Origin of the sequence: Bacillus sp. RC242 (genome assembly GCF_044908245.1) — a bacterium.
GTDB lineage: Bacteria > Bacillota > Bacilli > Bacillales > Bacillaceae_G > Bacillus_A > Bacillus_A mycoides.
The window spans coordinates 28,077-54,130 of sequence record NZ_JBIYCZ010000023.1; the positions used below are offsets into that span (position 1 = coordinate 28,077).

At 32.1% G+C, this 26,054-nt stretch carries 17 protein-coding genes, 4 pseudogenes and 2 riboswitches; of the genes and pseudogenes, 14 read left to right on the top strand and 7 right to left on the bottom strand.

Features of this window, described 5'->3' with window-relative positions; all coding sequences use genetic code 11:
* Positions 1-76 precede the first annotated feature (76 nt).
* From ABH957_RS27665 to ABH957_RS27675, 3 genes and pseudogenes are all read right to left on the bottom strand, one after another.
* The gene (locus ABH957_RS27665) at positions 77-970 is read right to left on the bottom strand and encodes a cation diffusion facilitator family transporter (protein ID WP_098765522.1); all 894 of its coding nucleotides are present in this window, start codon (positions 968-970) and stop codon (positions 77-79) included.
* 688 nt (positions 971-1,658) lie between these two features.
* A pseudogene (locus tag ABH957_RS27670) lies at positions 1,659-1,763 on the bottom strand (transposase); the annotation flags it as partial.
* A 64-nt stretch (positions 1,764-1,827) separates the two neighbouring features.
* Positions 1,828-2,518 (bottom strand): annotated as a pseudogene (locus tag ABH957_RS27675) (IS6 family transposase).
* A gap of 288 nt (positions 2,519-2,806) precedes the next feature.
* Here ABH957_RS27675 and ABH957_RS27680 point away from each other — a divergent pair.
* The 3 genes and pseudogenes from ABH957_RS27680 to ABH957_RS27690 form a co-directional block, all read left to right on the top strand.
* Positions 2,807-4,339 (top strand): alpha/beta hydrolase, encoded by a 1,533-nt coding sequence (locus ABH957_RS27680; protein ID WP_404512705.1) that lies wholly within the window; start codon positions 2,807-2,809, stop codon positions 4,337-4,339.
* A gap of 107 nt (positions 4,340-4,446) precedes the next feature.
* Positions 4,447-5,433 (top strand): choloylglycine hydrolase family protein, encoded by a 987-nt coding sequence (locus ABH957_RS27685; RefSeq protein WP_404449786.1) that lies wholly within the window; start codon positions 4,447-4,449, stop codon positions 5,431-5,433.
* A gap of 157 nt (positions 5,434-5,590) precedes the next feature.
* Positions 5,591-5,671, top strand: a pseudogene (locus ABH957_RS27690) (serine hydrolase); the annotation flags it as partial.
* Between the two features lie 116 nt (positions 5,672-5,787).
* On the opposite strand, the gene ABH957_RS27695 reads toward ABH957_RS27690, so the two are convergent.
* A complete protein-coding gene (locus ABH957_RS27695; protein ID WP_404449784.1) occupies positions 5,788-6,915 on the bottom strand; it encodes an FtsW/RodA/SpoVE family cell cycle protein in 1,128 nt (375 codons plus the stop codon).
* 188 nt (positions 6,916-7,103) lie between these two features.
* Positions 7,104-7,280: riboswitch (M-box (ykoK) riboswitch) on the bottom strand.
* A gap of 520 nt (positions 7,281-7,800) precedes the next feature.
* Positions 7,801-7,968: riboswitch (M-box (ykoK) riboswitch) on the top strand.
* 277 nt (positions 7,969-8,245) lie between these two features.
* On the opposite strand from ABH957_RS27695, the gene mgtE reads away from it, so the two are divergent.
* From mgtE to ABH957_RS27730, 7 genes are all read left to right on the top strand, one after another.
* Positions 8,246-9,574, top strand: a complete 1,329-nt coding sequence (mgtE, locus tag ABH957_RS27700) for a magnesium transporter (RefSeq protein ID WP_404512707.1) — start codon at positions 8,246-8,248, stop codon at positions 9,572-9,574.
* Positions 9,575-9,734: 160 nt separating this feature from the next.
* Positions 9,735-10,832: a phosphodiester glycosidase family protein gene (locus ABH957_RS27705; RefSeq protein ID WP_078205576.1), complete on the top strand. Its 1,098-nt coding sequence runs from the start codon at positions 9,735-9,737 to the stop codon at positions 10,830-10,832.
* Between the two features lie 824 nt (positions 10,833-11,656).
* Positions 11,657-12,550, top strand: coding sequence for a cation diffusion facilitator family transporter (locus ABH957_RS27710; RefSeq protein ID WP_404512709.1), 894 nt, complete (start codon positions 11,657-11,659; stop codon positions 12,548-12,550).
* A gap of 713 nt (positions 12,551-13,263) precedes the next feature.
* Entirely contained in the window at positions 13,264-13,800 is a 537-nt protein-coding gene (locus tag ABH957_RS27715) for a PadR family transcriptional regulator (protein ID WP_016093795.1), read from the top strand.
* 24 nt (positions 13,801-13,824) lie between these two features.
* The gene (locus ABH957_RS27720; protein ID WP_016093796.1) at positions 13,825-14,466 is read left to right on the top strand and encodes a CPBP family intramembrane glutamic endopeptidase; all 642 of its coding nucleotides are present in this window, start codon (positions 13,825-13,827) and stop codon (positions 14,464-14,466) included.
* 109 nt (positions 14,467-14,575) lie between these two features.
* Positions 14,576-16,006: an IS4 family transposase gene (locus ABH957_RS27725; RefSeq protein WP_404512711.1), complete on the top strand. Its 1,431-nt coding sequence runs from the start codon at positions 14,576-14,578 to the stop codon at positions 16,004-16,006.
* 676 nt (positions 16,007-16,682) lie between these two features.
* Positions 16,683-17,168, top strand: coding sequence for a DUF6241 domain-containing protein (locus tag ABH957_RS27730; protein WP_002130387.1), 486 nt, complete (start codon positions 16,683-16,685; stop codon positions 17,166-17,168).
* A gap of 797 nt (positions 17,169-17,965) precedes the next feature.
* On the opposite strand, the gene ABH957_RS27735 is transcribed toward ABH957_RS27730, so the two are convergent.
* The gene (locus ABH957_RS27735) at positions 17,966-18,496 is read right to left on the bottom strand and encodes a hypothetical protein (RefSeq protein WP_404512713.1); all 531 of its coding nucleotides are present in this window, start codon (positions 18,494-18,496) and stop codon (positions 17,966-17,968) included.
* Positions 18,497-18,669: 173 nt separating this feature from the next.
* On the opposite strand from ABH957_RS27735, the gene ABH957_RS27740 reads away from it, so the two are divergent.
* A complete protein-coding gene (locus ABH957_RS27740) occupies positions 18,670-19,308 on the top strand; it encodes an IS6 family transposase (protein ID WP_061688636.1) in 639 nt (212 codons plus the stop codon).
* A 495-nt stretch (positions 19,309-19,803) separates the two neighbouring features.
* On the opposite strand, the gene ABH957_RS27745 is transcribed toward ABH957_RS27740, so the two are convergent.
* Together ABH957_RS27745 and ABH957_RS27750 are read right to left on the bottom strand one after the other, a co-directional pair.
* On the bottom strand, positions 19,804-21,240 hold the full coding sequence (locus ABH957_RS27745) for an IS4 family transposase (protein WP_404512715.1): 1,437 nt from the start codon (positions 21,238-21,240) through the stop codon (positions 19,804-19,806).
* An 81-nt stretch (positions 21,241-21,321) separates the two neighbouring features.
* Entirely contained in the window at positions 21,322-22,209 is an 888-nt protein-coding gene (locus ABH957_RS27750) for a hypothetical protein (RefSeq protein WP_404512717.1), read from the bottom strand.
* Between the two features lie 525 nt (positions 22,210-22,734).
* Here ABH957_RS27750 and ABH957_RS27755 point away from each other — a divergent pair.
* The 3 genes and pseudogenes from ABH957_RS27755 to ABH957_RS27765 form a co-directional block, all read left to right on the top strand.
* Positions 22,735-23,067, top strand: a pseudogene (locus ABH957_RS27755) (VOC family protein); the annotation flags it as partial.
* A 146-nt stretch (positions 23,068-23,213) separates the two neighbouring features.
* The gene (locus tag ABH957_RS27760) at positions 23,214-24,185 is read left to right on the top strand and encodes a hypothetical protein (RefSeq protein WP_340853523.1); all 972 of its coding nucleotides are present in this window, start codon (positions 23,214-23,216) and stop codon (positions 24,183-24,185) included.
* 129 nt (positions 24,186-24,314) lie between these two features.
* The gene (locus ABH957_RS27765; protein ID WP_016093924.1) at positions 24,315-25,751 is read left to right on the top strand and encodes an IS4 family transposase; all 1,437 of its coding nucleotides are present in this window, start codon (positions 24,315-24,317) and stop codon (positions 25,749-25,751) included.
* The last annotated feature ends 303 nt before the right edge of the window (positions 25,752-26,054 follow it).

The following is a 26,054-nucleotide window of genomic DNA, read 5'->3' on the forward strand; positions in this document are numbered from 1 at the left end:
TAAACAATAATTCAAAAATAAAAAAGCAGCTGTACAAATAGCTGCTAAAAACTTATACTCGAAAAATATAATAGACTTATCTTTTGTCATACCATGGGTTTAAGTGGATAAGTACTTCATCTACTTCGGGATCTTGTTTCATAATCGTTGTTTTTATCTCTCTACAAATATCGTGTCCTTGTTGGATACTTAAATAGGCTGGGACACTAATCCTAACATCGATCAAAATATAGTGTCCATGTTCACGGGCACGCATTCTATCAATCCTTTTTACCAATGGATGTGCCTGAATGATCTTCATATATTCACTACTTTTCTCAGTAGGTAGTCCACCTTCCATTAATATATATATAGCTTCTTTCCCCATACTAATTGCAAGTTTTAAAACAAAAAAGGAAACAATAATCCCGGCTAATGGATCACCATAAGCTGCATATGGGATTGAATATATATTGTTTAACAAAGCAACCCCAATTCCAATTACAGCAGCAATTGAAGCATAAACATCAGCAAGATGGTCATATGCCGTTGCGATAAGCCCTTTACTATTTGTCTTTCGTCCAATCCGGATTGTATATACATATAGAATTTGTTTCCAAACTAAAGAAACAACAGCCGCTACAAAAGCGATCATATGAGGCTCGTTTGCTGGATGGAATAAAGCCTTTATTGACTCGTAGGCCATAAATATAGCTGCTAGAATTAAAATAATAGCTACAATTCCTGAAGAAATGACTTCGGCTTTTCCGTGACCATACGGATGGTCTTCATCAGCAGGCTGATTTGAAATTTTCATCGAACCTAAGGATACCGCAGATGCTACAACATCAGCAGCGTTATGTATACCATCAGCCAATAACACCTGACTCTTGAAAAGGAATCCAACTATAATCTTAATGAAAGTTAGAAATACGTTACTTATTACGCTAATCCATGCTGCTAATAAAGAGGATTTATAATTTTTATTCATACCTTTCTTCTCCTGACTTATATTGTGTTTTTGATAATATAATATAATTTGTTTATTCGATTTTGTATTGGAGCTATTTTAGGAATGTAAAATAGAATCAGTATATTATATTTTGGAACATTTAAGTCCTTTCATACATTATCAAATTATAAGCGGGTGGGTCTATACAAACATTGTTTCCTGAAAGTATACATTTAGATTTGGACTTACTTTGTTTCTTTTGCGCTCATTTTTTTACTTAATGCAAAAAATATGATATCGAATTGTCATGCCTTTCATTGTATGTCTGGAGATTAAAAAATTTTCAACTCTTTAATATAGAAAAAACTTTATTTACTCTGAATTATATTTCAAGTAAAACCTTGAGAAGACGTATACAAAGGGGACTTTTAGGGAAGATTTAATGCCCCAAGTTTCTCCATTAAGAATGTATTAAAGTGGAAAATGATTTTTGTTTGGCTTATTTATTTTTTATATAATAAACCCCAAAATAAACTTCTATTCAAAAGTTTATTTTCAGTTCTTTTTAATTAAAAAAAGAACTTGTAGAAAGACTATAAGTTCTTTTAGGGCAATGTTTTATAAATTTAAGGATATATTTAGGGGCTAGCGCCTTGCTTTGCCTAACACAGTCAACCTATGGAGCAGCTTCTACTCCATAGGTTGGCTTTGAATTCGTCGATTCAGGGCAATCTAGGCGTTCTTTCTTGATTTCTTTGCACTTGTCAATTTGAAAGAAAGATTTCCATGTCTTGAACAAAATTTCAGTTTGCCAGCGTAATGAATACAAATCAGGTTCTGGTGCAAAAATAAAACAAAAGAGAATAAAGCACATATATACCTAACGGAATCGTATCTTATATTGCAAGTCCAAACAATTGATGGATGAACTCTTTTTGATTTTGGACAGACTGGTTCCATAAAGCAATCAGTTCTTTTTTAATCATATGCATGGCTTCTACTCCAGAAAGAATGGATGTAGCTGTGTCAAAAGATTTACGACCTAGCATAGAACGGATTCGCTTCTTTATAAAGCGATGATTTTGTTCTACTATGTTATTCAAGTACTTTTGTTGTCTAAGTCGCATACCGCTAGGTATGCTTTTTTCTTTTTTTAATTGTTCAATTGCTATCGGATAAGCTGGATTCTTATCGACTGTTATCATACGTGGCTTTGAAACATAAAAAGAGCGCAAAGCTTTCTTGAAAAACCGCCTTGCAGCCTTATGATCTCTTGTTTTGCTTAGGCAAAAATCGATTGTGTTTCCGTTTGAATCAACAGCACGATACAGGTACATCCATTGACCTTTTACTTTGATATAGGTTTCATCGACTCTCCAAGAGTCATTTATTTGTTTGAGGTAACGTCGGATCCGTTTGTCCAATTCAGGACCATACTGACGAACCCAACGCATAATCGTTGTATGAGAAATGGATAAACCCCATTCCTCCATCATTTCCACCAAATCACGAAAACTTAGGTTGTACCGTTAATAAAATAATATCAGGCGGATAGTGCTTCCATTTGAACCAATTTTTCTTTTCCATACCGATCACACACCTTTTTAGAGTAATAGTATCAGTATGTCCGAGTTTTAGAGATTACTCGTAATTACCTTGAAGTTTTTGCATCAGAACCCTTCCATGTCACTCAAAAATCCAATCAAAAAAAGAGGGTGAAGGCATTTTTTATTGAAGTTTGTTTATAATAGCTTTTTAATCTGTTAGGGGGGATCATAAAGTAGACTATTAATCTCTTTGATAATTTTAATTTTCCTTATAGTACATGGCATGCTGTATTAAAAAATCTTAATTTTGAAGGGAGAATCAATAAATATGAGCACGAAAAAAACAATAGGGAATAAGTTATTACTTGTCAGTGCCATTTGTACAATAACTATTCCTTCAGTTTCATATGCGGAGGAAGTAATTTCACCTAAAAATTTCGCGAGTTCTTCAAGTTTGTATGAGGGACGGAATATGGATGTATTGAAATCAAGCTTATATCCTGGTACATATAAAAATCCATTCTATCACCAATTTATTTCGACATTAAAGGAAACAAACACAAATATAAAAAAAATAGGCAATACTGACGATGAAAACCCTGTTATAGCTACTACCCTTTCATTTATCCGTTATCTGGATACAGAAGATTATAAATCTGCAGTTGATTTAACTTCTCGATCATTACAGAAAATAATATCCGAAGAATGGCTGAAGAGCTATTGGAAGGGACTCCCTGTGCAATTACAAGCAGGTACTTTTATGGGAATTGGCGAGGTAACACAAAAAGAGACAAATTCCGTTCATACAAATGTAGAGATTAAATTAGCCTTTGAACAATTTACAGTACCTTTACTAATTAGACTAGATCCATCTGGAAAAATAGATGATTTTCAACTTAGCATGTCGTATAGTCCTGTTGCAGAGCGTCCATCATATAGTAAGCCTGAATCATTCATTGATAAAGAAGTAGTAGTTGGAAGTGGTGCGTTTCCATTACCAGGAACATTGTCTGTTCCGAAGGGAAAGGGTCCTTTCCCTTCGGTTATTCTTGTTCAAGGATCTGGGGCAAGCGATCAGGATGAAACAGCGTTTGCTTTAAAACCATTTCGCGATTTAGCTGAGGGTCTTGCCTCGAAAGGAATTGCTGTCCTTCGCTATAATAAACGAACTTATGAACATGGATTGAAAACACAGTCCAGTCCTTTTTATACAGTTGATAAAGAGACAACAGATGATGCTCTTCTTGTGACTCATTTTCTTCAAAATGAACCTATGATAGATAAGAATCAAATTTATATTCTTGGTCATAGTCAAGGTGGAATGATGCTTCCGAAAATGATTGAAAAAGACCAAAATCAAAATATTGCTGGGGCAATCGTGATGGGAGGACCAGCCCGTACGATCCAAGATGTTGTTTTAGATCAATTTGAGTATCTTTTTTCCATTGGAGCAATGAAACCGGATGAATATAAATTTTACAAATCGCAATTTGAATTATTAAATGATCCCAATTTCTCTAGTCAGAATCCTCCAAAGGATTTTTATTTAGGATCAGCAGTATTTTGGGATTCTATTCGTAAAATTAAAGCAGCAGAAATGTCAAAAGAACAAAAGACACCGCTTCTTATTATTCAAGGAGAAAGAGACTATCAAGTTCAATCAAAAATCGAAATTCCTCTTTGGAAAGAACAATTAAAAGAGCGAGATAACGTTGATTATCAACTATATCCAAAGTTAAATCACTTCTTTACAGAAGGAGATGGGGAGTTAAGTAAACCGGATGAATATTATAGTCCTGCTAATATCCCTGAGTATGTTATAAATGATATTGCTGCTTGGGTGCAAGGAAGATCGAAATAAAATTAGCAACCATATTTTTTAATAGAGGTCACAATACATGCCTATTAACTTAAGGATAGAAATTAAATGGTTTTTGTTCAAATAAACTAAATAAAGGGGTGTTCTTTATGTGTACCAGTTTGACATTACAGACAAAAAGCGGTCAGCATCTTTTTGCAAGAACGATGGATTTTACATTAGATTTCAATCAAGAAGTAATAATAGTTCCTCGAAGTTATCAATGGAACAATATAACTGGTGAAACCATCGAGGCGAAACAAGCTGTTGTAGGGATGGGGATTAACCATCAAGGAAGGATCATCCTGGCGGACGGAGTAAATGAATCAGGTATGACATGTGCAACACTCTATTTTCCAGGATTCGCAAGTTATAGTAACAGTATAGATGAAAATCAAACGAATCTGGCTCCATTTGATTTTGTGGCATGGAGTCTCACACAATTCAATTCTGTCGAAGAATTAAAGAACTCTGTAGATAGTATTTCCTTTTTGGATGTACCATTACCTGTTTTAGGGGTTACTCCACCGCTACATTGGATTTTAGCGGATAAATGGGGAGATTGTATTGTACTAGAGCCGACAACTGAAGGACTAAAAATATATGATAATCCTCTTGGGGTAATGACCAATAGTCCTGAGTTTAACTGGCATCTACAAAATTTAAGACAATATATCGGTCTTAAATCGCAGCCATATGCGCCAACACAATGGGGGGATGTACTATTAAGTGCTTTTGGACAAGGTTCTGGTTCGATGGGGCTCCCTGGGGATTTCACCCCACCATCAAGGTTTGTTCGGGCAGCGTATGGCAAACAAAATATTCAAGGTATAGATAACGAAGAAGAGGGCATATCGGCCATTTTTCATATCTTATCAAATTGTGAGGTTCCAAAAGGTGGAGTAATAACGGAAGAAGGTACATTAGATAATACCATTTATACAAGCGCAATGTGTATGGAGTCTGGTACATATTATTACCATACCTATGATTGTAGGCAAATTATAGCTATTCATTTATTTCATGAAAATTTAGATACAGATGAAATTAAAACTTATCCGTTCCAGCGGAAACATAAGATATTTTATGAAAACTAATCGGATTTGGAATAACATAAAAAAAGAAAACTTAATTAAGTTTTCTTTTTTTTATAGGCGATACGACAATACAAAAGTGGTCCAATGAAATTCAATATAAGAAAAATAACAAGTCAATATATTTCTAATCATTTTAGGTGAAGGGTATGTGATTGAGATGAATAATACATATAATGAAAAGACACATACATCGATTAAACAATCATTTAATAAGTTTTCACCAAAAGCTCCTGCCTTTTATGGTAGTAAAATTAATATTCATACAGTTAAAAATCTAATTAGAAATTATTTGAACATAGATTGCTCAATGAGGTTAAATTTTATAATCTCCAAAAAATAGAATTATATAAAAAATTACATATTGTAATTATTAAACCTAATTTTATTGAAAATTGAAATATTAAGCAATATTCCTATTGCTATTAAATTGACCATTAAAGAACTTCCACCAAAACTAACAAATGGAAATGGGGTACCAGTAAGAGGAAATAGTCCCGTAATACCACCTAAATTTACAATGGATTGCATACCAATCATACATCCTATACCAATTGCTATAAAACTTCCGAATGGATCTACACATAGTTGTGCAATTTTTAAGGAACGAAGAACGATAGTTAAAACCCCTGCCAATACAATAAATACACCAATAAACCCTAGTTCTTCAGAAACTATTGCCATTATAAAATCAGTATGTGGTTCTGGAAGATAACCGGTTTTTTGAATGCTATTTCCGAATCCACGTCCAGTAATTCCTCCAGAGCCAATGGCAATAAAAGAATTTACAAGCTGATATCCTTTTCCTTGCGCATCAACAAAGGGATTGAGAATTGTAGTAATACGTGTCTTTTGAACTTCTGACAAGCTAAATTGAATTAAAAAGTATAAAAAAGGTAACCAAAAAATAGAACTGATTATAATTCTTTTAATTAATAGATTTACATTTATTCCAGAGCAAAGAAATATGCTAAAACCTATACCTAATATTAAAAGTGCAGATCCTAAGTTTGGCTGTTTATAGATTAGAAAAAAAATTGCAGCTAAAAAAAATAAAAGTTTTCCGCTACCACTCCAAATCTTTTTAGCTTGTTCTTGTCGTAATGCAAAAAAACGGGCTGTTACAAGTATTGTTCCTAATTTAAGAAATTCAGCTGGCTGTATTCCAAAGATCCATGATTGAGCATTATTTACCACTTTTCCTTTCCACAAAACCATAATTAATAAAAAAATTCCCCCAACCATAATACAGATAGAGACTATTCGTTTTTTCCATATTTCATATGGGAGAATAGCACAAACTATTAACCCTATTGTTCCTAAAAATAGCTTTGTTAATTGAGAATCAACAAAATGCCTACTGTTATAACCGTAATGTTGAACAGCAACAATGGAGCTCGCGCTATACATCATGATAATACCTAAAGTACATGTTATGAATAGAGGGAGGAGCAATAGATAATCGAGTTTTAATATTTTTTTCATTTTAATATCCTCCTGATTTACATTAACACTTAATATTACATTTGCTAATGAGTAGAAACTTGTTCTCATCAACTACTAAATAGTATTTTTGTTTTGAAAGATTCTATCGCTTACACCCAGTTTTCTTACGCAAAAATCCCCCCTAGTTACATACTAGGGGGGATTTAAATTGGCATGACTAAATAAAGCTTTCCTCCCCCTAGTAGAGCTTTGGCACTATACAACGTAAAGTAATGGAAATTGATTACTTAGCTATCTTAAGAAGAGCCTTAATCCGACAATTCCTGTTCTACCCATTGGCGTCTTTCGACATTTTTGGGCAATAGCCTGTGTTTGTATAGGAGCCTCACCTAACAGGTTTAGCAATATAAATTTTATGTATTTGTTTCGTGTAGCCAGCATAAATATTTTTTTTTTGCTTGTCAAGTAAGCATATTGCTAATTTTATATTTTTTATTGTTTTATGAATTTTGAGAAATAATAGGAGGAAATGTATTTAATCATCTCGTATAGATACATATTTTCAGCCTGTAGTGTATAATTTGATTGAGTAGTTTAACCATATAAATTTGATAAACAGTAAAGAAGATTTTAATCATAAAATAAGATTTTTGAAGAATGTTCTTTTGAAGTACGGTATGACTAATGATTCAACTCCTGCTATAAAGTTACAAATTGATCATAAACAATAAGTTTCCTATACGAAATTTCATATATTTTATAACGTTTCTTCGAACTAATTGTATTTAAATTTTATATCTTTTAAGTTGAATTTCAAATTTACAATAGAATTGAATTACATTTCTCTAAAAAAGAATGTATTATAAATCGAATCGAAAGTTAGTTGACAAATATTAAATTCTGGTTTAAATTTTGAAGTAATTCAATAATCTTTGTTAGGTGAGGCTCCTGTATAGAGAAACGCTGCTGCCCAAAAATGTCGAGAGACGCCAATGGGTCAACAGGAACGGTCGGATTAAGGCCCTTTTTAATGTAGCTGGTTATAAAAACCTATGCTATACAGTGCTAAAACTCAACGAGGGAGTGGTATACGATTTGATAGAAAGGCACCTCTGGGATTTTTGCAGAGCTGTCTTAATAATCATTTATTTGTATTGTAAAAAACCTTTACTCCTTTTTGAGTAAAGGTTTTTTTGTTTAATGTTATTTATTTTTATCTTGTCTATATTCAAAAAGGAGGTAGTTCTAAATAATAAATTGATTGCAATGTAACTATTAATGCTCTAATAAAAATTTTAGACAGATAAAATAACACAAAACCACTCATGAAACTCTAGAGTCTCCCTTAGCAATATAAGGAGGAGTTAACATGAAGAAATTATTAAATGAATTACTTGTAACCCAAAATAATTTGGATGCAGAGAAAGTTTTACGTCATCCGTCGTATGATGTTGCGCAAGAAGTAAAACGGTTTTCAATTGAAGATCAAGTCATATTACTAGATAAGATTCCTGTATTAAAAAGCTCAAAAATTCTTCAACATTTGAGTACAGAAGAAAAATATAATATCTTAATTCACTTATCTGAAAACAAAGCTAAAAAGTTACTAGATTTACAACCGATTGATGAAACAGTAGATCTACTTTTAGAGGTTCATCCGGAAAAACAAGCTAAATTAATGGCGTATTTAAATAAAATTACAAAACATAATGTAAAAAAATTAATGGCTTTCAAACCTGAAACGGCAGGAAGTCTTGTCACAAGTGATTTTGTTGCAGTTAGAGGGAATTGGTCAGTAAAAATGACATTGAAGTACATTAGGGAACATTCTGAAAATGTAGAATCAATATCTTATATCTATGTTCTTGATAGTCATGGTTATCTTAAGGGAATCGTTTCCATACATGAGTTATTACTAGCAGCAGATGAAGAGATATTATCTACTATCATGATTCAAGAGATAATTTCAGTACACGCTGAAGTTGATCAGCAAGAAGTTGTAAAAAAGCTACTGAATTATAATTTAGCAGCATTACCCGTAACAACAGCAAATAATGAAATGATTGGTATTATAACATTTGATGACGTAATGAATGTTATGGAAGCAGAAGCTACAGAAGATATCCAAAAGTTAGGCGGAAGTGAACCGTTAAATCAATCTTACTTTGAATCTAGTATTTGGAGCATTTTCTTCAAACGTCTACCATGGTTATTGCTTCTTTTTGTTGCTGAAGCATATACAGGTACAGTACTAAAGTATTTTGAAGACGAAATTGAAACAGTAGTTGCCTTAGCTTTCTTTGTACCGTTATTAGTAGGTACTGGAGGAAATACAGGAACACAGGTTGTAGCAACAATTACTCGTGCAATCGGTATTGGAGAGGTGAAATTTAAAGACATTTTCCGTGTAATGAAAAAGGAATTTGCAATTGGCATGCTTCTTGGACTTGCACTTGGGGTAGCTGGGCTCACTCGTGCTTATATGTTAGGAGTTGGAACAGAAGTTGCACAAGTTGTAGCAATCACTTTAATATTTATTGTTATTTGGGCCTCTCTTGTTGCAGCTGTTTTACCTTTGATTCTGAGAAAATTAAAATTAGATCCTGCAGTCGTTTCTGGTCCATTTATTACAACATTTGTTGACGGAACAGGATTAGTAATTTATTTCATGGTTGCAAAAACGTTATTAAATTTGTAAATATACACTGAAATAAATACGAAATGTAGAATAAGTATTTTGCTTTGCTTGCCAAGACACAGTGGGGAACTCGGGAATGAGGGAAACAAACACTTTTGTCTTTAGGAAAATAATATCTTAAAGGATTCATTGAATGTAATTAATGCCGGAGGAGAAACCTATGAAACATCTAAGAAAAATCTTCAAACGAATTTTGCTTCTTTTTTCTATTTTCATGCTTATTGGCATAGGAATATTATTTGGTACTAACTATGGCCGAGATCTTCGTGTAACAATTGCTGGGAGTATACTAACTTCTCAGCATCCACAATATGCGAAATATACATTCCTATCCCAAAAGGAACTAGATAAACTGCAAGATAGAATTAATCATCCAAAATGGTCAAATAGTGATGAGGCTATTTATAAAAAAATAGCAGGAAAAAGATTAGAAGAATTAAAAAATCAGCCATTAGAAATTGATGTAGAAACAATTAAAAGTAATAAAGATAGTCGTTTTCTTTTCGAAGGAAAGTTAATTACCATTAGCAATCCCTTCAATGTTAAACTTGTTAGCCATCAAGGAACACAAGGAGCTAACAGGGGAGAAAAAATTAGTGTAATGGCAAAACGTAATCATGCACTTGTTGCTGTGAATGCAAGTGGATTTGCTGATGAGACAGGAAGAGGTGGAGGAAATGTTGCAACTGGAATAGTAATAGAAAATGGAAAAGCTATTGATACAAATATAGATAAAAATACCCCTACAATTATTACCGGTTTAACAAAGTTTGGACAAATGATAACAGGAAATTATTCTACCCAACAACTTTTGGATAAACAAGTCGTTTCAGCAGCAGGATTTATGCCACAGTTAATTGTAAATGGAGAAAAAATGATCACAGAAGGAGACGGTGGTTGGGGTTCTGCTCCACGAAGTATTATGGCTCAAAAAGAAGATGGCACAATAATGTTTCTAGTGATAGATGGTAGACAAACACATAGCATAGGAGCCACGTTAAAAGAGTGTCAAGATATTCTATATGAAAAAGGAGCAATAAATGCAATGGCAATGGATGGAGGTTCTTCTGCTACGCTATATTTAGGAGGAAAGGTTATAAATTCACCTTCTACATTATCACATGAAGATCGTTATTTACCAAATACTTGGGTGGTAACAGCAAACCAAAAACAAAAAATAAAGATGACAATAGATGGGAAAAAAATAGATACTAAAAAATCAGATGAATTTGATGCAAATATTTCAACTGATTTATGAATTCTTAAATAAATGAAGGATTAATTAAAGTTTAAAAACTAACATACAAAGAGTGTAATTAAAGAAAAGCGTAAAGAGATACTCAATCATATGGAAAATCTCCAAGAAGTTAAAAGAAGGATAAATAATGTATACAGTTTACACTCATATTCAATTATATGCTTTTAATCTTATAGTATTTGCTACAGCTATGTGAAATGGACAACCTGTAAAAATAATTGTTGTGATCAGATGAGTAAAGATTAATGCGCAGAATGAATTAGTAATCATACCTGAAAACATTTCATCAAACATCAAAGCAACACATTAGTCGCTTTGATGTTTGTAATGATAAAAGGGTGATAAAAAACATAAACAATAGGTGTATCAAGCAAAGGGATAATACACCCTAAAACTACATTGTTAAACAACATGCGTCGTCGTGTAGTATATCTTATTTATCTTTAATTATTTTAGGTTCAGTATTACATCTTATAGATCGTTTTTTCTATGATTTCCTAATTTCCAACTCTCGTCTTTTTATTCAATCATAATTACTATTTTAAGGATGTTAAAGTAACTCCAATACTAAACGTAAAAGGAATAATAAAAGCATGGCATTTTGTGTCACTCTTTTTACACTTCATAACAAATAAGGATAAAAGAACAAAGTAAGTTATGCTTTAAACCTTTACTGATGGGAGAAAATGTTTGTATAGACCCACACACTTATTATTGGGTAATGTATGAAAGAAATTAAAATGATGAGACATAGACTTATAACTACACAATTGAATTAAACAATAATATTTTGAAACAAGAGTAAAGTTAAGGTGGGGATAACTATGAATGCTAACCAAAAAACGTCCTTATTGGCAGCATGGATTAGTGTAATTAGCAATATATTTCTGACTCTCATCAAAATTATAGTCGGTTTACTTTTCAAAAGTCAGGTATTATTAGCCGACGGGATTCATAATGCTGCCGATGTTGTAGCATCCGTAGCCTCATTGGGATCAATGAAAATTTCAAACCAGCCAGCTGATGAAGATCATCCTTATGGACATGGTAAAGCAGAAGTTATATCATCAGGAATTGTAGCTGTGATTTTAATTTTAGCGGCTTTATTTATGGCTTATGAATCAATAAAGTCATTATTTGAACCAGCGACAGAACCCCATATAATTGCTTTTATAGCAGCGATTATTTCATTAATATGGAAGCAAATTTTATATGTATACACAATACGAATTGGTCGAAAAACAAGCAGCAAAGGGCTTATAGCAACTGCTTATGATCATCTTGCTGATGTTTATGCCTCAATTGCAGCTGTAATTGGAATTGGTATTGCTTTGATAAACAATATCTATTCCATTCCATATGCAGCATATGGGGATCCTTTAGCTGGTATTATCGTTTCCTTTTTCGTATTAAAGTTAGCGATTAGTATGGGGAAAGAATCAATATATATATTAATGGAAGGTGGTATTCATACCGAGAAATGTAGTGAATATAAGAGAATAATTCAGGCCCATCCTTTTGTAAAAAGAATTGATAGAATGCGCGCACGTGATCATGGTCACTATGTATTAATTGATATTAGAATTAGTGTCCCGGCACATTTAAGCATCCAGCATGGACATGATATTTGTAGGGATATAAAAACTACTATTATAAATCAGAACCCAGAAATATATGAAGTACTAATTCATTTAAACCCATGGTATGAGGAGAAGTAGGTTTATTTAATTATAGATAGATATAAGTAAGTAGTTAAACCGTCCTTTTTAGATATTGGAGAATTGGTCGACTTGTATAATGTCCATAATTAAAAAACATTTATAGTTATGAGTACAATACATCTCAAATACATTATTTATAGAAGAAAAAACGTCCTATTAAAATATAGGACGTTTTTATCTATGATTTACTAATTTCCCAACCTTCGCGTATTTGGGGTTCAGCCGAGATACGTGTAAAAATGGGTCAAAGACTGGATTTTATTTCCATCATTGATTTTTCAGCTGAAAATAACTACCTCACGTTAAACAAAAAGCCAATTTCCTGTACGCTAAGGAAATTGGCTTTTTGCTCAGCTAGTTATTTAGGTTATCTCCAATCCAATGATATAAATTCATATTCTTGAAAAGAAAAATCAGAGATTCATCACAAGTTATTAGTTTTTAATTAGTAAGAAAATCATTAATGAAGAAACACTTTTGCTTATAGGGGTACCGCCACATGCCCATCAACCTAAGAAATTCTTTTCTCCCCATAACGAAAAAATAATCCCAATTCTTATAAATAGTGGTATTTTTATATTTGAAAAATTTAAGCCCAAGTACAAAAAACTAGGGGATTCATAATGTATAATTTCATACATTCAAATAAAAAGTTATTGCTCAATATATCGAAACGATATATAATTTAGATATAAAGTTGAGGTGACAAAATGCTTGAATATATCATATTAGGTTTGTTACATGAGGAATCGATGAGCGGCTATGACTTGAAGAAGAATATCGATCACTCTATCGGTTTTTTCTACAAGTCCAGTTTTGGTAGTCTATATCCCGCACTTAAAAGGCTCGAGGAAAAAGAATGGGTAAGTGTAAAAAATGTGAAGGGTGATAGTAAAAACAAAAAAAATTATACGATACAGAATGCAGGAAAAGTTGCACTTTTCAAATGGCTTGAGCAGCCTTTACAAACTACTAAAAATGAACACTTAGTAAAAATATTCTTTATTGATTATCTAGAGAAAGACAAACGCTCGAATCTTTTAAAAGAATTTTATTATCATTTAAAAAATCAAAAGTCTAAGCTTCAACAAGTCGAGGAAATTGTTGCAGTACAAACGTCTCAGTCAAGTAATTCTGAAGAATTTTACCATCGTTCTTCACTCCTCGATTATGGCGTTCGTCATTTAGAAATGGAGATAAGCTGGCTAGAATATCTTATGAAAAGAAAAAACAATACATGTAAGTAACATCTTTAGTTAATGGAGGTTCAAATGAAGACAATTTTGTTCGAGAAACGTCCCTTTCTTGAAATGGTGATTTTTGTAGTCGCTATGTTAGTCAGTACTTTTTTTATTCCACAAATAAAAGGATTAGTATTCATACTACCGATTGTATATTTTTTAATAGAGAGAATGGCTAGAAAAAGGACAAGGGAAAGTATTGGATTTAATCGAAAAAATATCTTGAGCGATTTGAAACATTCTTGGCCACTTGTAATATTGGTTGGCGTGATTTTACAAGTGATTTATTTCCTTTTGTATAAAAATATATTTCCAGAAGTGTTAGATCATGTATTAGAAAGAGCTGATTTCATTGAAGCAATTAATGGGAATTTACTTTTCACTTTACTAATATTAGCTTTAGGAGAAGAAATTACTTTTAGAGGTTTAGTGCAAGGAAGACTTAACTGGCTTATAAAACCTGTTTATTCGATTTTATTATCATCTATCATTTTCACATTGATGCATATATCTATTGGGAATTTTATTGTGGTTTTAATAGATTTAATAACAGTATTCATAGATAGTATGATTTTTGGGGTTATTTTCTATAAAACGAAGAATATCTATATTTCTTGGATAGCTCATGCATCTGCCAATATCGTTGCTGTTTTACTTATGATGACTATTTAAATTAAGAAAATCCATTCTATATTCATTAAGCTGAGATAAATTTGTATTCAAATTACGAAAAAAACGCTATTCTTTTTGTAGAATTATACAGGAAGGATGGCGTTTTTGTATGAATTTATCGATTTTAGATGAACTAGAATTGTTTTCTAAAGAACTACAACGATATATGTCACCGTATGCTTTGGAACAGTTAGCTAGAGAGATAGGATTTGTTCAACGAAAAAGTAAATACCGCGCGCAGGATTTTGTGGCTCTATGTGTTTGGTTAAGCCAAAATATAGCAAATACTTCATTGACACAACTATGTAGCCGATTAGAAGTTAACACAGGTATTTCTATGAGCCCAGAAGGACTCAATCAACGCTTTAATTCCCAAGCTGTACAGTTGTTACAACAAATATTAGCCTCTTTACTCCATCAACAATTTTGTTTATCTAGCCAAATTCCAACATCGTATACAAACTATTTTCGTCGGATTCGTGTATTGGATTCTACACATTTTCAGGTTCCAGATAAATTTGCCTCTACATATCAAGGTTCAGGAGGTAGTGGTCAAAGTACTGGTGTAAAAATTCAATTAGAGTACGATTTACTAAGTGGTCAATTTCTACATGTTCATGCAGGATCGGGAAAACACAATGATAAAACGTATGGATCCACTTGCCTAACGTCTCTTCAACCACACGATGTATGTATACGTGATTTAGGATACTTCGACTTAAAAGATCTACATATTATAAGCGAGTGTGATGCTTATTTTATTTCACGATTAAAGCTCAATACTCGTATATATCAAAAGAATAGGGAACCTGAATACTTTCACAATGGAACGATAAAAAAGCATTCTGAGTACATTCAACTAGATATGGAGCAATTTATTGACCAATTACAGTCTGGTGAAACATATGAGATTCCTGAGATTTATATCGGAATGTATCAAAAACTTCCTGCAAGACTTATCTTATATAAATTAACTGAAACACAAATGAAACGTAGGCAAAAAGATTTAGCATCTAAAGAACATAAGAAACAAATCACCTATAAAGAACGCAGTAAGCGGCTTAGTGCAATAAACTTTTACATTACGAATATCCCTTCGGAATATCTACCAAAGGAACAAGTATACGATTTTTACTCCTTACGATGGCAAATTGAATTGATATTTAAAACATGGAAATCATTTTTTCGTATTCATCATTGTAATTCTGTAAAATTAGAACGGCTAGAGTGTCATTTATATGGGCAATTAATTAGTATCCTTCTTTGTTCCTCCACTATGTTTCAAATGCGTCACTTACTCCTCGTCAAAAAGAAACGAGAATTAAGTGAATATAAAGCGGTCTATATCATTAAAGATTACTACCTACTTATATATCAATCTCTACAACAAAACACCCAGGAACTATCAAAGACCTTCCTTCGTTTGTTCAATCTCTTGCATAAAAATGGGCGGAAGTCTCATCGATATGAGAAGAAAACAGTCTTTGATATATTGGGTGTCGTGTACAATTATTTCGTTACTCACAATCATGTAGCTTAATTAAAAAAATGAAACCCGTTAGGGTTTATTTGGTATGCAGATTTTTAGAAAGCTGATATCAACTCTTTAGAAAATAGAAAAAATCTAGTTGACGGACTTTTACTTAATCTTAGCTTGATGGCGATGGGGGATACCCCTATTTAATCAAGTTATCTAGTAAATTAGCTCCTTACCTTATTAAGTGAAACGAAAGTAGAATAAATAAAACATTTAGGAAATTTTTTTAAATAATAGTTTTAATAGATAACTGATGTACTTCTTCTATAAACTATAAAAGGGGGGTCTTCCACATCACTATCAAACTAAGACTTAGGAAATTTTCAGGGGAGTGGTGTAGATTATTTAAGAATTTACATACATCATAAATCCTAATGGGGTTTGTTTTTTTCAATTAAGCCGCTCGATCTTTAGAAATGGTACAATTGTAATTGACACCTAATATATCAAAGACTGTTTTTTCTCTTATTGATGAAATCAAATTGGTTGAAAGCGCAGGTTACCTATTAGAAAAGGAAAAAAGGATCATATAAGGAATTGTTGTACTGCACTGATAAATTATACCTGTTTTTAAAAAGAACATAGAATTTATGCTTAAATTATTAAAGAGCGCAAATGTCGAGCTGCTCTATAAAAGTTATATTGCAAATGGCTCTTCATAGTAAAGGAGGATTAATAAATGAGAAAAATAACGAAAGTATCATTGATTTTAATTTTTTGTATAGCGATCGGTGTTTTAACAGGTTTTAAAGTTGGGGATTACCTCGGGAATCACAAAGAGGAGGAAATGATCAACTCGGTTAAAGGGGAAAAAGTCGAAGTGGCAGTGGAAGCTGAAAAACGCATAAATGATACAATGCTCAAAATGACTAATCAAAAGGTGTTATCCGATAAGAAAGAGGGCTTTATCAAAATGAGTGCCGAGAATATTCAAGAAGTAAAAGAGGCAATCACTAAAAGCACTCCAATGTATGTAAAGCATTTAGGAGAGTATCGTATGATCATCGATCGATGGGAACACGGGGATTTTTCTCAAATAGTTAAAGAGCATAATATGTTGAGTAAGTGGAAAGATGGGAACGACGGTAAAGCATATAAAGAGGCTACGCCAGAGCAAGAAAAGGAGTATCTCTTGAAACAAGCAAAAGCTGAATTAAATAAATAATCTACAACAAACAAAGGGTGAAAAAATCGCTCTTTGTTTGTTTTTAGTGTTTATAGGTGAAATGTTGCAAATTTCATTTTCGTTTGAACTTTATTTAAAATATAAGCTGTCCATATACCAAATTCTTAGAGATTAAAAGAGGAACATTAGTTGTTCCTCTTTTTATTTTAAACAACAAGAAAGCAGAATAGCCAATGACAAACACAAATAGAGAGATAGGTCGGATTTAATATTTTATATTTATACACATTTATATGTATATTTTATTTGTATAGATTATAAACCAATAAAAATATATACCTTTCTGTAAGAATCCCCCATTCTTCTTCTATATTAACCAATACTTATATTTTTTAAGAATTTATTATTAAATATATATTGATTTAAAGTTTTTTATTCAAAATATCCATTGGAATTTTCAGGTTCCTTAGACCGTTGTTTGTTCTCTTTATAAATTCACATAATTTTCAAGTATAAAAAGCACATCTGTTAATAAAAATAGAAACCTATCTGCGGATAGGTTTCTTGTTTATACTTATCGTATCAATTTAAATATTTCCCCAGAGTGGACCCTCACACTTTGAATCGTTTCCGTACCCCTTGAAAGGAATCAAAACCATTCATGGCTATATATAAGAAAAAACCACAGTTTGTGGCCAAACTGTGGTTTTTCAACGTACAATGAATTACGAAAGTTACTAACAATTGCATGAGATTTAATTGTACTCAACCTAAGTATGTATTTGTTAAGAAAATTTGCAATAGAACCTGTCATTTTGATTAAGTAAACACAATTATCAACTATGCTCTTGCTCACATGCGACTTCTAGCAAAAATGACTCAAGATCTTTCAATAAAATATTATTTTTTTCAACAATTGATTTAATTACATCAATCCCAATTTTCTTTGAAAATTTGGGATTATCTTCTTTGATAAAGCTCTCCGATTCATTCATATACAATTGTTTTAACCTAAGGATTAAGTAACCATATAAATACAATAACAGAAAAGTTGCATCATCCATGCTATCCATTATTCTTAATTTTAATGATGCATTACAACTTATTACAACAGTAGAATTTTCATTAACCATACAAGTAATATCTACATCTGTGTCTCTAACGCTAAGTGTTATCTTTTTTAGTTCTCCACCATTACTTATAAACGCTTTGGTCGCTATTAGTTCTGTCGTCTGGTAAGATGCTCCTGTAAAAACATTGGCGTCATCAGTTACATTTCCTACAAAACCACTAATATTTTCTAATTTTGTTTCGGCGTTTAATATTCCATCACGTTCCGTATAAACATAAAATAACCAGTTAAACATATCAGGTTCAAGAGAGTATTCAGTATTTGTGAGGGAAATATTGTGTTCACCAATCAGTTTTTTAAATCTACTAATATTGTAATCATTTGACGTAATAATAAGGGTTCTGGTGCAAAAAATCTATAAACCTTGGACATACTGATACTATTACTCTAAAAAGGTGTGTGATTAGTATGGAAAAGAGAAATTTGTTCAAATGGAAGCACTATCAGCCTGATATTATCTTATTAACAGTAAGATGGTACCTACGGTACAATCTCAGTTTTCGTGATTTAGTGGAAATGATGGAGGAACGGATCCGACGTTACCTCAAACAAACAAATGACTCTTGGAGAGTCGATGAAACATATATCAAAGTAAAAGGGCAATGGATGTACCTGTATCGTGCTGTTGATTCGACAGGAAGCACAATCGATTTTTGCCTAAGCAAAACAAGAGATCAGAAGGCTGCAAAGCGCTTTTTCAAGAAAGCTTTGCGGTCTTTTCATGTTTCAAAGCCTCGTGTTATAACAGTCGACAAGAATCCAGCTTATCCTATAGCAATTGAACAGTTGAAAAAAGAAAAAAGCATACCTAACGGTATGCGACTTAGACAACAAAAGTACTTGAATAATATAGTAGAACAAGATCATCGCTTTATCAAGAAACGAATCCGTTCTATGCTAGGGTTTAAATGCTTTGACACAGCTACATCCATTCTTTCTGGAGTAGAAGCTATGCATATGATTAAAAAAGAACAGATTGATTTACGGGACCAGTCTGTCCAAAATCAGAAAGAATTCATCCATCAATTGTTTGAACTTGTAGTATAAAATACAATTCTGTTAGGAACATATGCATTTTATTGGTTTTCATTTTATCTTTGCACCAGAACCTTATATACTAATACACACTGAGAAATATTTAGGGCTATAATTAAAAACAGATCTTTTCCTTTATTTTCTAAATACTATTATATACTAAAGGGTTAAGTTAGGTACATTCCAAATTTGATTTCCCAATATATAGGGCAAGTTCTGTAATAGGAGGCGGTTTCGTAAGATGGTTTTATAAATCATGAAAAAGTTATATACAGACAGTCAAAATAATAAAATATCCTTTTTTATTACAAGAAATCCTAAAAATTTCGTTCTAGGGGTTGCAATAAATCTTTAGCTTGATAGCGATGGGGTACCGCCACATGCCCATCAACTTAAGAACCCAAATAAAATGAACTTCCGTTCATATGAACGGAAAAACTCTTAAAATACTTTGTGTCCTTAAAAATGAGCATACCAAATAAACCTCAATCAACCCAATTTTAAAAATTATACAATTTTCTTTTGTTTTTCCAATTCACTATAATCATAGACAACACCCAGGATATCAAAGACTGTTTTCTTCTCATATCTGTGAGATTTTCGTCCATTTTTCAGTAAGAGGCTGAATAGACGGCACAAGATTTTTGTTATTTCTTGAGTGTTTTGTTGTATAGCCTGATACAAGATGTATAGATGATCTTTTATTATTCCAATGGTTTTATATTCGCTTAATTCTTTTTGTTTCTTTTGTAAAATCAACTGTCGCATCTTAAACATAGTAGAAGAACATAGAAAAATAGCAATAAGTTTTCCATAAATGTGACATTCTAATCGCTCTTGTTTGATATTTTGCCAATGATGGATTTGAAAAAGTGATTTCCAAGTTTTAAAGATAATTTCGATTTGCCAGCGAAGAGAGTAAAAATCATGTATTTGTTCCATCGGAACAATCTCCCAAGGTGTATTGGTAACATATATGTTAATGCCAGCTAATCGTTTGCTTTTCTCTGAATATGTAATGCCCTTTTTACTTTCCGTATACACTTGTTTTTTCATACGCTCATGAAGTTGTTTTTCAGTTAATCGATACATAATAACTCGTGTGAATAGTTTTTTATCCTTTCCAATATAACCGTCTGTTATTTCATGGACCTGTCCTGGTTTTAAGGTATTCATAATTTGTTCTAAATCAACTTTGATGTACTGAGATTGTTTTTTTATTGTCCCATTTAAAAAGTATTCAGGAAACTCATTTTTGATATACACCATATTATTTAGTTTAAGCCGCGATATATAATACACGCCTCGTTGGTCCATTTGATCTAAATCATCCAGTGAATAATAGCCTAAATCTCGAATACATAGATCGCCTGGCCGTAATGTCGCTAAACATTCTGTTCCAAAGGTCTTATCATTATTTTTCCCCGGTTCAACTTGAAAATTTAAAAACTGTCCACTATGTAAATCATATTCTAACTGAATTTTTATACCCGCTGTTTGTGCACAACCACCTGATCCAGGATACACGCTAGCTAAATATTTTGGAACTTGGAAAATCGTTGCATCTAAAATACGAATTCGTTGAAAATAAGCGCTTGAAGAGCTTGGAATTACTGATGTTTCACAAATTTTATTTTTTAATAATACAGAGAAAATATGTTTTAATAAGCAAACAGCTTTTTTATTGAAACGTTTATTGAGTCCTTCCGGACTAATAAGAGTTCCTGTAGCTGCATGAAGTTGACTGCACAGTCTAACTAAAGAATCACTCGCTACCCGTTGACTAATCAAAACACAGATAGTGGCTAAATCGTGACCCGAAAACTTACGCTTTCGTTGTACAAAATCTAGTTCTCTAGCAAGTCTTTCTAAAAATGAAGGAGTAAGATATTGGTGTAATTCTTTAGCAAATAGTTGTAGCTCACCTTGAATCGAAAGATTCATAAAAAACGCCACCCTTTCTGTATATTTCTACAAAAAGAATAGCGTTTTTTTATATTAGATTAAATAAAATATTAAATTATATTAAGACCCTTCTGTGTTGGGTGAACAATTATTTTCCTCATATAACGTATTAACAAGCTGTTTTAAATTTTTGATGAATAATAGAATCTCTTGACTAGACATTCTGGCATGTTGAAGATGAAATATGTTTCCTTTTCCGATTTCTAACTCGTTTGAATTCAATGTAATAGGGATATTCCTAAAGACATGCCATGGAAAATACAAGTGTACAAAAGTTTCTCTAAAATATATCCCCGATTGACAAATTAATACGCCATCCGATCCTTTACTCAAATTACCAAGGACAGAGGTATCTAAAAAAGCAATGATTTTTTCTTCTTTTGAAACAATATATCGTGCCCAAATTTCCTTTAGCTTTTTGTCTGAAATATGATTGTCTACAAATAAACCATTATCAGGTTCTAATAATTCATCGTACGTCTCAAACAAAGAGCAGATTGATTTTATCTCGTCAATTTTTATAACTGGATGTATATCATTTTGCTTTGAATTGTGGAACGAATTTGTAAGAGCTATAAGTAATTCTTTAAATAACTGCGGTGGATAATCACTACCGTTAATATTAAAACTTTTTTGTGCATCAAAAGATAAAAAACCATCTTTATCAATTTCAATTTGTTGCACTTCATTTAATTTATCCCATTTCATATTTCCTTTACCTAATAACCAATTTTTCCAATATAAACCCGAACTTGTAAAATAAACACCATATTTTCCTGAGCCAAATAAATTGCAACTTAAAAAAGCAATAATTCGATCATTCGTTGGTATAGAGAAACGTTTTTTTGCACTTGATAAGAAATCTTCAGGTATTCTAGTAACATAAAATCTAGACTGCTGATATTCTAAACAAATATCAGTTAAACGATTAATATCTATATTCAGCATGATAATTCTCCGTTTCTTATATATTTTTGGTATATAAATTATAATATTATCAGGTAAATATTAACACTTAAAATTCGCTTAAATTGAGAGGCACTCTATTGAATTCTAAAATAAATTTGTGTTAAATTGAAAAATTTATTATTTATTTTTACCGTTTTGGGGGTAACCTGTTTTCTTAAGTTGATGGGCATGGGGTCACCATACATGCCCATCAACTTAAAAATATTAACTACCCCCAAGAGTAAAAAATGCTATCCCTTCTTTATATTCTTACTAAAAGAATAGCGTTTTTTCAGTATTTAAATATGATTTCATCTGAATTTAATGGAGGTTTCTCCTACAAAAGTAGTAGAATTTTTATTTGAATTTGCTACCTCAGTTGGATTTATCATACTTCAATTTCGATATAATAATAAATAGGTATATTGGATATAGAGATACATTACAATGATTATACATACTTCAGATTTAGAATTACAGTAACTACTCAACCCGTAGTTACCAATAAAGAAAGGAATAAGCAGAATGATACAGAACATATACGAAACTCATTTACATGTAAGAAATTTAGAAAAGGCGATAGATTTCTATCAAAATAAGTTAGGGTTAGCATTAGCAAGAAAACTACCTAAAAGAAGAGTGGCTTTCTTTTGGGTAGGAGAAAATAGAAAACAATTGCTTGGACTATGGGAAGTACACACTATTAAAGACTTTGAGACGAAACACTTTGCTTTTGGTGTAGATTTAGAGTTTTTAAAGACTTCTAAATTATGGTTAGAGAAGCGTGGAATAGAAGTGGTAGGAAGTCAGGAGAAAGGAAATCAAGAGCCAATTGTCCAAAGATGGATGCCGGCTGCAAGGAATCAAAAAAATAAATGAAATTGTATCCATAAACCGAAAAAAGTGAAGCAAACGTCAAGTAACTCCAAAATCAACTTTTATTGTATATTTTGGAGTTACTTGACGTTTACTGTTATCAAATTTATAAGTGGGGGCGATGTTTCATGATAGAATCAATTACAATAAATGAATTGCAAGAAGCTCAAAAGCACACTAATTTTGTAATTTTGGTACCCAAATTGCCAGATACATACTCAATTGACAATATATCTTTAAGAAAAGAATCGAGTACAGTACGCTCTTCCATCCGTTTTGAAATAAAGAATGAGAAAGGAATCATAAGAATTAAACAGTTTTTTTATGATTGGGCTATACCTGTTATAACAGCTGATACTAATTTAATATGTCAAGGTAAATCTTTTAATATAAATGGTATTGTTGGGTTTATAGGGACAGATTATAAAGGAAACCAAGCAGCATGCTATGCAAAGTGGTTTACGAATATTGAATTATCTGTTTTAAAAGGTGTTTATACAGAAAAAGACATTTTGTTAATTTTAAAAACGTTAGAGCCAGTTAATGAATCTTTTATAGAAAGTTTAGGAAAACAATCTTTTTCTACTAGTAGCTTTACTTCGCGTTTTAAAAAACCAAAATGGGATAATGAGGATGAAGTTACACGAGTTGATTGGTTTGAAAATGATATGACTTTTCTAAAAGAGTTAATGATTGAACTACCTATATCGCCCCCACAAATATTTGATAATTATTTTTTAGATTCCATTGGATATCGAGATCATCATTCTGGTAAAGAAATGCATCTTTTATATAGATCTCAATTAAATTATACGGATGGAGTATGGCTTTGGATTGCTCCTAAAAATTTGTCAGACCCATTACCTCCACGTACTGGAAATAGGATTGGAAAAAGACAGAGTTGGAATATAAAAAAATTAAGTTGTGATTTTTTAGGCAAGCAAGTTAATGAACTCTTTTTATGTAGACAAAATACTTCTTATAGTGGTTGGATGATACATTGGGAACAAGACAACTATATATATCACCTGTATATAAGACCTTCTACTACATTGAAAATTAAACAGATTAAAGATTTTTTAACTTTATCATATTCTTAAATAACTTAACTTTATTTAGACCAATAGGGGGCACCGTACATCACCCTCAACTTAAGAGGTTTTAATACCCTCAAATAAAAAAAAACGTTATCATTTTTGTAGAAATATGCAGAAAGGATGACGTTTTTTATGAATCTTTCGATTCAAAGTGAACTACAATTATTTGCTGAAGAGTTATATGAACATCTTACCCCTTCATTTTTAGAAGATCTTGCTAGAGAACTAGGTTTTGTACAACGGAAACGTAAATTTTCTAGTCATGATTTGGTTACTATATGTGTCTGGATCAGTCAACGGATAGCGAGTGATTCTTTAGTGAGACTGTGTAGTCAACTTCATGCTGTTACAGGAACACTCATGAGTCCAGAAGGACTCAATAAGCGTTTTAATAAAAAAGCTGTTTGCTTTTTAAAACACATTTTCTCTACATTATTAAAAAGTAAGATTTGTGAAACATCAGCCATTCCAAGCTCTTCAATCGCTTATTTTCAACGAATTCGTATTTTAGATGCAACGATTTTCCAGGTACCAAAGCATTTAGCTAGTGTGTATCCTGGATCAGGTGGTTGTGCTCAAACAGCGGGTATAAAAATCCAATTAGAATATGATTTACATAGTGGCCAGTTTTTAAATTTCCAAGTGGAACCAGGGAAAAATAATGATAAAACCTTTGGAACAGAGTGTTTAGCAACATTACGCCCTGGTGATCTATGTATTCGGGATTTAGGCTATTATTCACTGGATGATTTAGATCAAATGGACCAACGTGGTGTGTATTATATATCACGGCTCAAATTAAACAATAAGGTGTATATCAAAAATGAATTTCCTGAATACTTTCGAAATGGGACAATAAAAAAACAGTCTCAGTACATCAAAGTTGATTTAGAACACATAATGGATACCTTAAAATCAGGTCAGGTCTATGAAATAAAAGATGCTTATATTGGAAAGGATAAAAAACTATTCACCCGGGTAATTCTGTATCGATTAACAGAAAAACAACTTCGCGAGCGTATGAAAAAACAAGTGTATACAGAAAGTAAAAAGGGCATTACATATTCGGAAAAAAGCAAACGATTGGCCGGCATGAACCTATATGTTACTAATATACCTTGGGAGATTGTTCCTATGGAACAAATCCATGATTTTTACTCTCTCCGTTGGCAAGTCGAAATAATCTTTAAAACTTGGAAATCCTTATTTCAAATTCATCAGTGGCAAAATATTAAACAGGAGCGATTAGAATGCCATGTTTATGGAAAACTCATTGCCATTTTTTTATGTTCTTCTACTATGTTTAAGATGCGACAATTAATTTTACAAAAGAAGAAACAAGAATTAAGTGAATATAAAGCAATTGGAATGATTCAAGATCATTTACACATTTTATATCAAGCCATACAGCAAACCACCCAAGAAATAACAAAGATTCTAATCCGCCTGTTCCACTTACTCCAAAAGAACGGCCGGAAATCTCATCGATATGAGAAGAAAACAGTCTTTGATATTTTGGGTGTTGTCTATGAGTATAATGAATTGAGAAAACAGAAAAAAGCTGCATAATTTTTAAAAACGATACCTATCAAGGTATATTTGGTATGATCATTTTTAAAGACACGAAATATTTCAAGAGTTTTTTCGTTTATATGAACGAAAGCTCATTTTGTTTCCTTTCTTAAGTTGATGGGCATGGGGTCACCATATCATTTTGGGAAAATTGTACGCTTAGACACATTTTAGACAAAAAATAGCCGAATCCCTGTACGTTAAGTGAAGTGCACCCCGATTGTTAGACACAGTCTAACAATCGGAGGTGCACTTTTTAATGGCTAAACTTTCTTCAAAAGAAAAAATACGAGCGATAAG

Coding starts and splice junctions, on each gene's coding strand:
- ABH957_RS27665 (WP_098765522.1), bottom strand. CDS start 970: ATGAATAAAAATTATAAATCCTCTTTATTAGCAGCATGGATTAGCGTA.
- ABH957_RS27680 (WP_404512705.1), top strand. CDS start 2,807: ATGAGCACGAAAAAAACAATAGGGAATAAGTTATTACTTGTCAGTGCC.
- ABH957_RS27685 (WP_404449786.1), top strand. CDS start 4,447: ATGTGTACCAGTTTGACATTACAGACAAAAAGCGGTCAGCATCTTTTT.
- ABH957_RS27695 (WP_404449784.1), bottom strand. CDS start 6,915: ATGAAAAAAATATTAAAACTCGATTATCTATTGCTCCTCCCTCTATTC.
- mgtE (WP_404512707.1), top strand. CDS start 8,246: ATGAAGAAATTATTAAATGAATTACTTGTAACCCAAAATAATTTGGAT.
- ABH957_RS27705 (WP_078205576.1), top strand. CDS start 9,735: ATGAAACATCTAAGAAAAATCTTCAAACGAATTTTGCTTCTTTTTTCT.
- ABH957_RS27710 (WP_404512709.1), top strand. CDS start 11,657: ATGAATGCTAACCAAAAAACGTCCTTATTGGCAGCATGGATTAGTGTA.
- ABH957_RS27715 (WP_016093795.1), top strand. CDS start 13,264: ATGCTTGAATATATCATATTAGGTTTGTTACATGAGGAATCGATGAGC.
- ABH957_RS27720 (WP_016093796.1), top strand. CDS start 13,825: ATGAAGACAATTTTGTTCGAGAAACGTCCCTTTCTTGAAATGGTGATT.
- ABH957_RS27725 (WP_404512711.1), top strand. CDS start 14,576: ATGAATTTATCGATTTTAGATGAACTAGAATTGTTTTCTAAAGAACTA.
- ABH957_RS27730 (WP_002130387.1), top strand. CDS start 16,683: ATGAGAAAAATAACGAAAGTATCATTGATTTTAATTTTTTGTATAGCG.
- ABH957_RS27735 (WP_404512713.1), bottom strand. CDS start 18,496: ATGTTTAACTGGTTATTTTATGTTTATACGGAACGTGATGGAATATTA.
- ABH957_RS27740 (WP_061688636.1), top strand. CDS start 18,670: ATGGAAAAGAGAAATTTGTTCAAATGGAAGCACTATCAGCCTGATATT.
- ABH957_RS27745 (WP_404512715.1), bottom strand. CDS start 21,240: ATGAATCTTTCGATTCAAGGTGAGCTACAACTATTTGCTAAAGAATTA.
- ABH957_RS27750 (WP_404512717.1), bottom strand. CDS start 22,209: ATGCTGAATATAGATATTAATCGTTTAACTGATATTTGTTTAGAATAT.
- ABH957_RS27760 (WP_340853523.1), top strand. CDS start 23,214: ATGATAGAATCAATTACAATAAATGAATTGCAAGAAGCTCAAAAGCAC.
- ABH957_RS27765 (WP_016093924.1), top strand. CDS start 24,315: ATGAATCTTTCGATTCAAAGTGAACTACAATTATTTGCTGAAGAGTTA.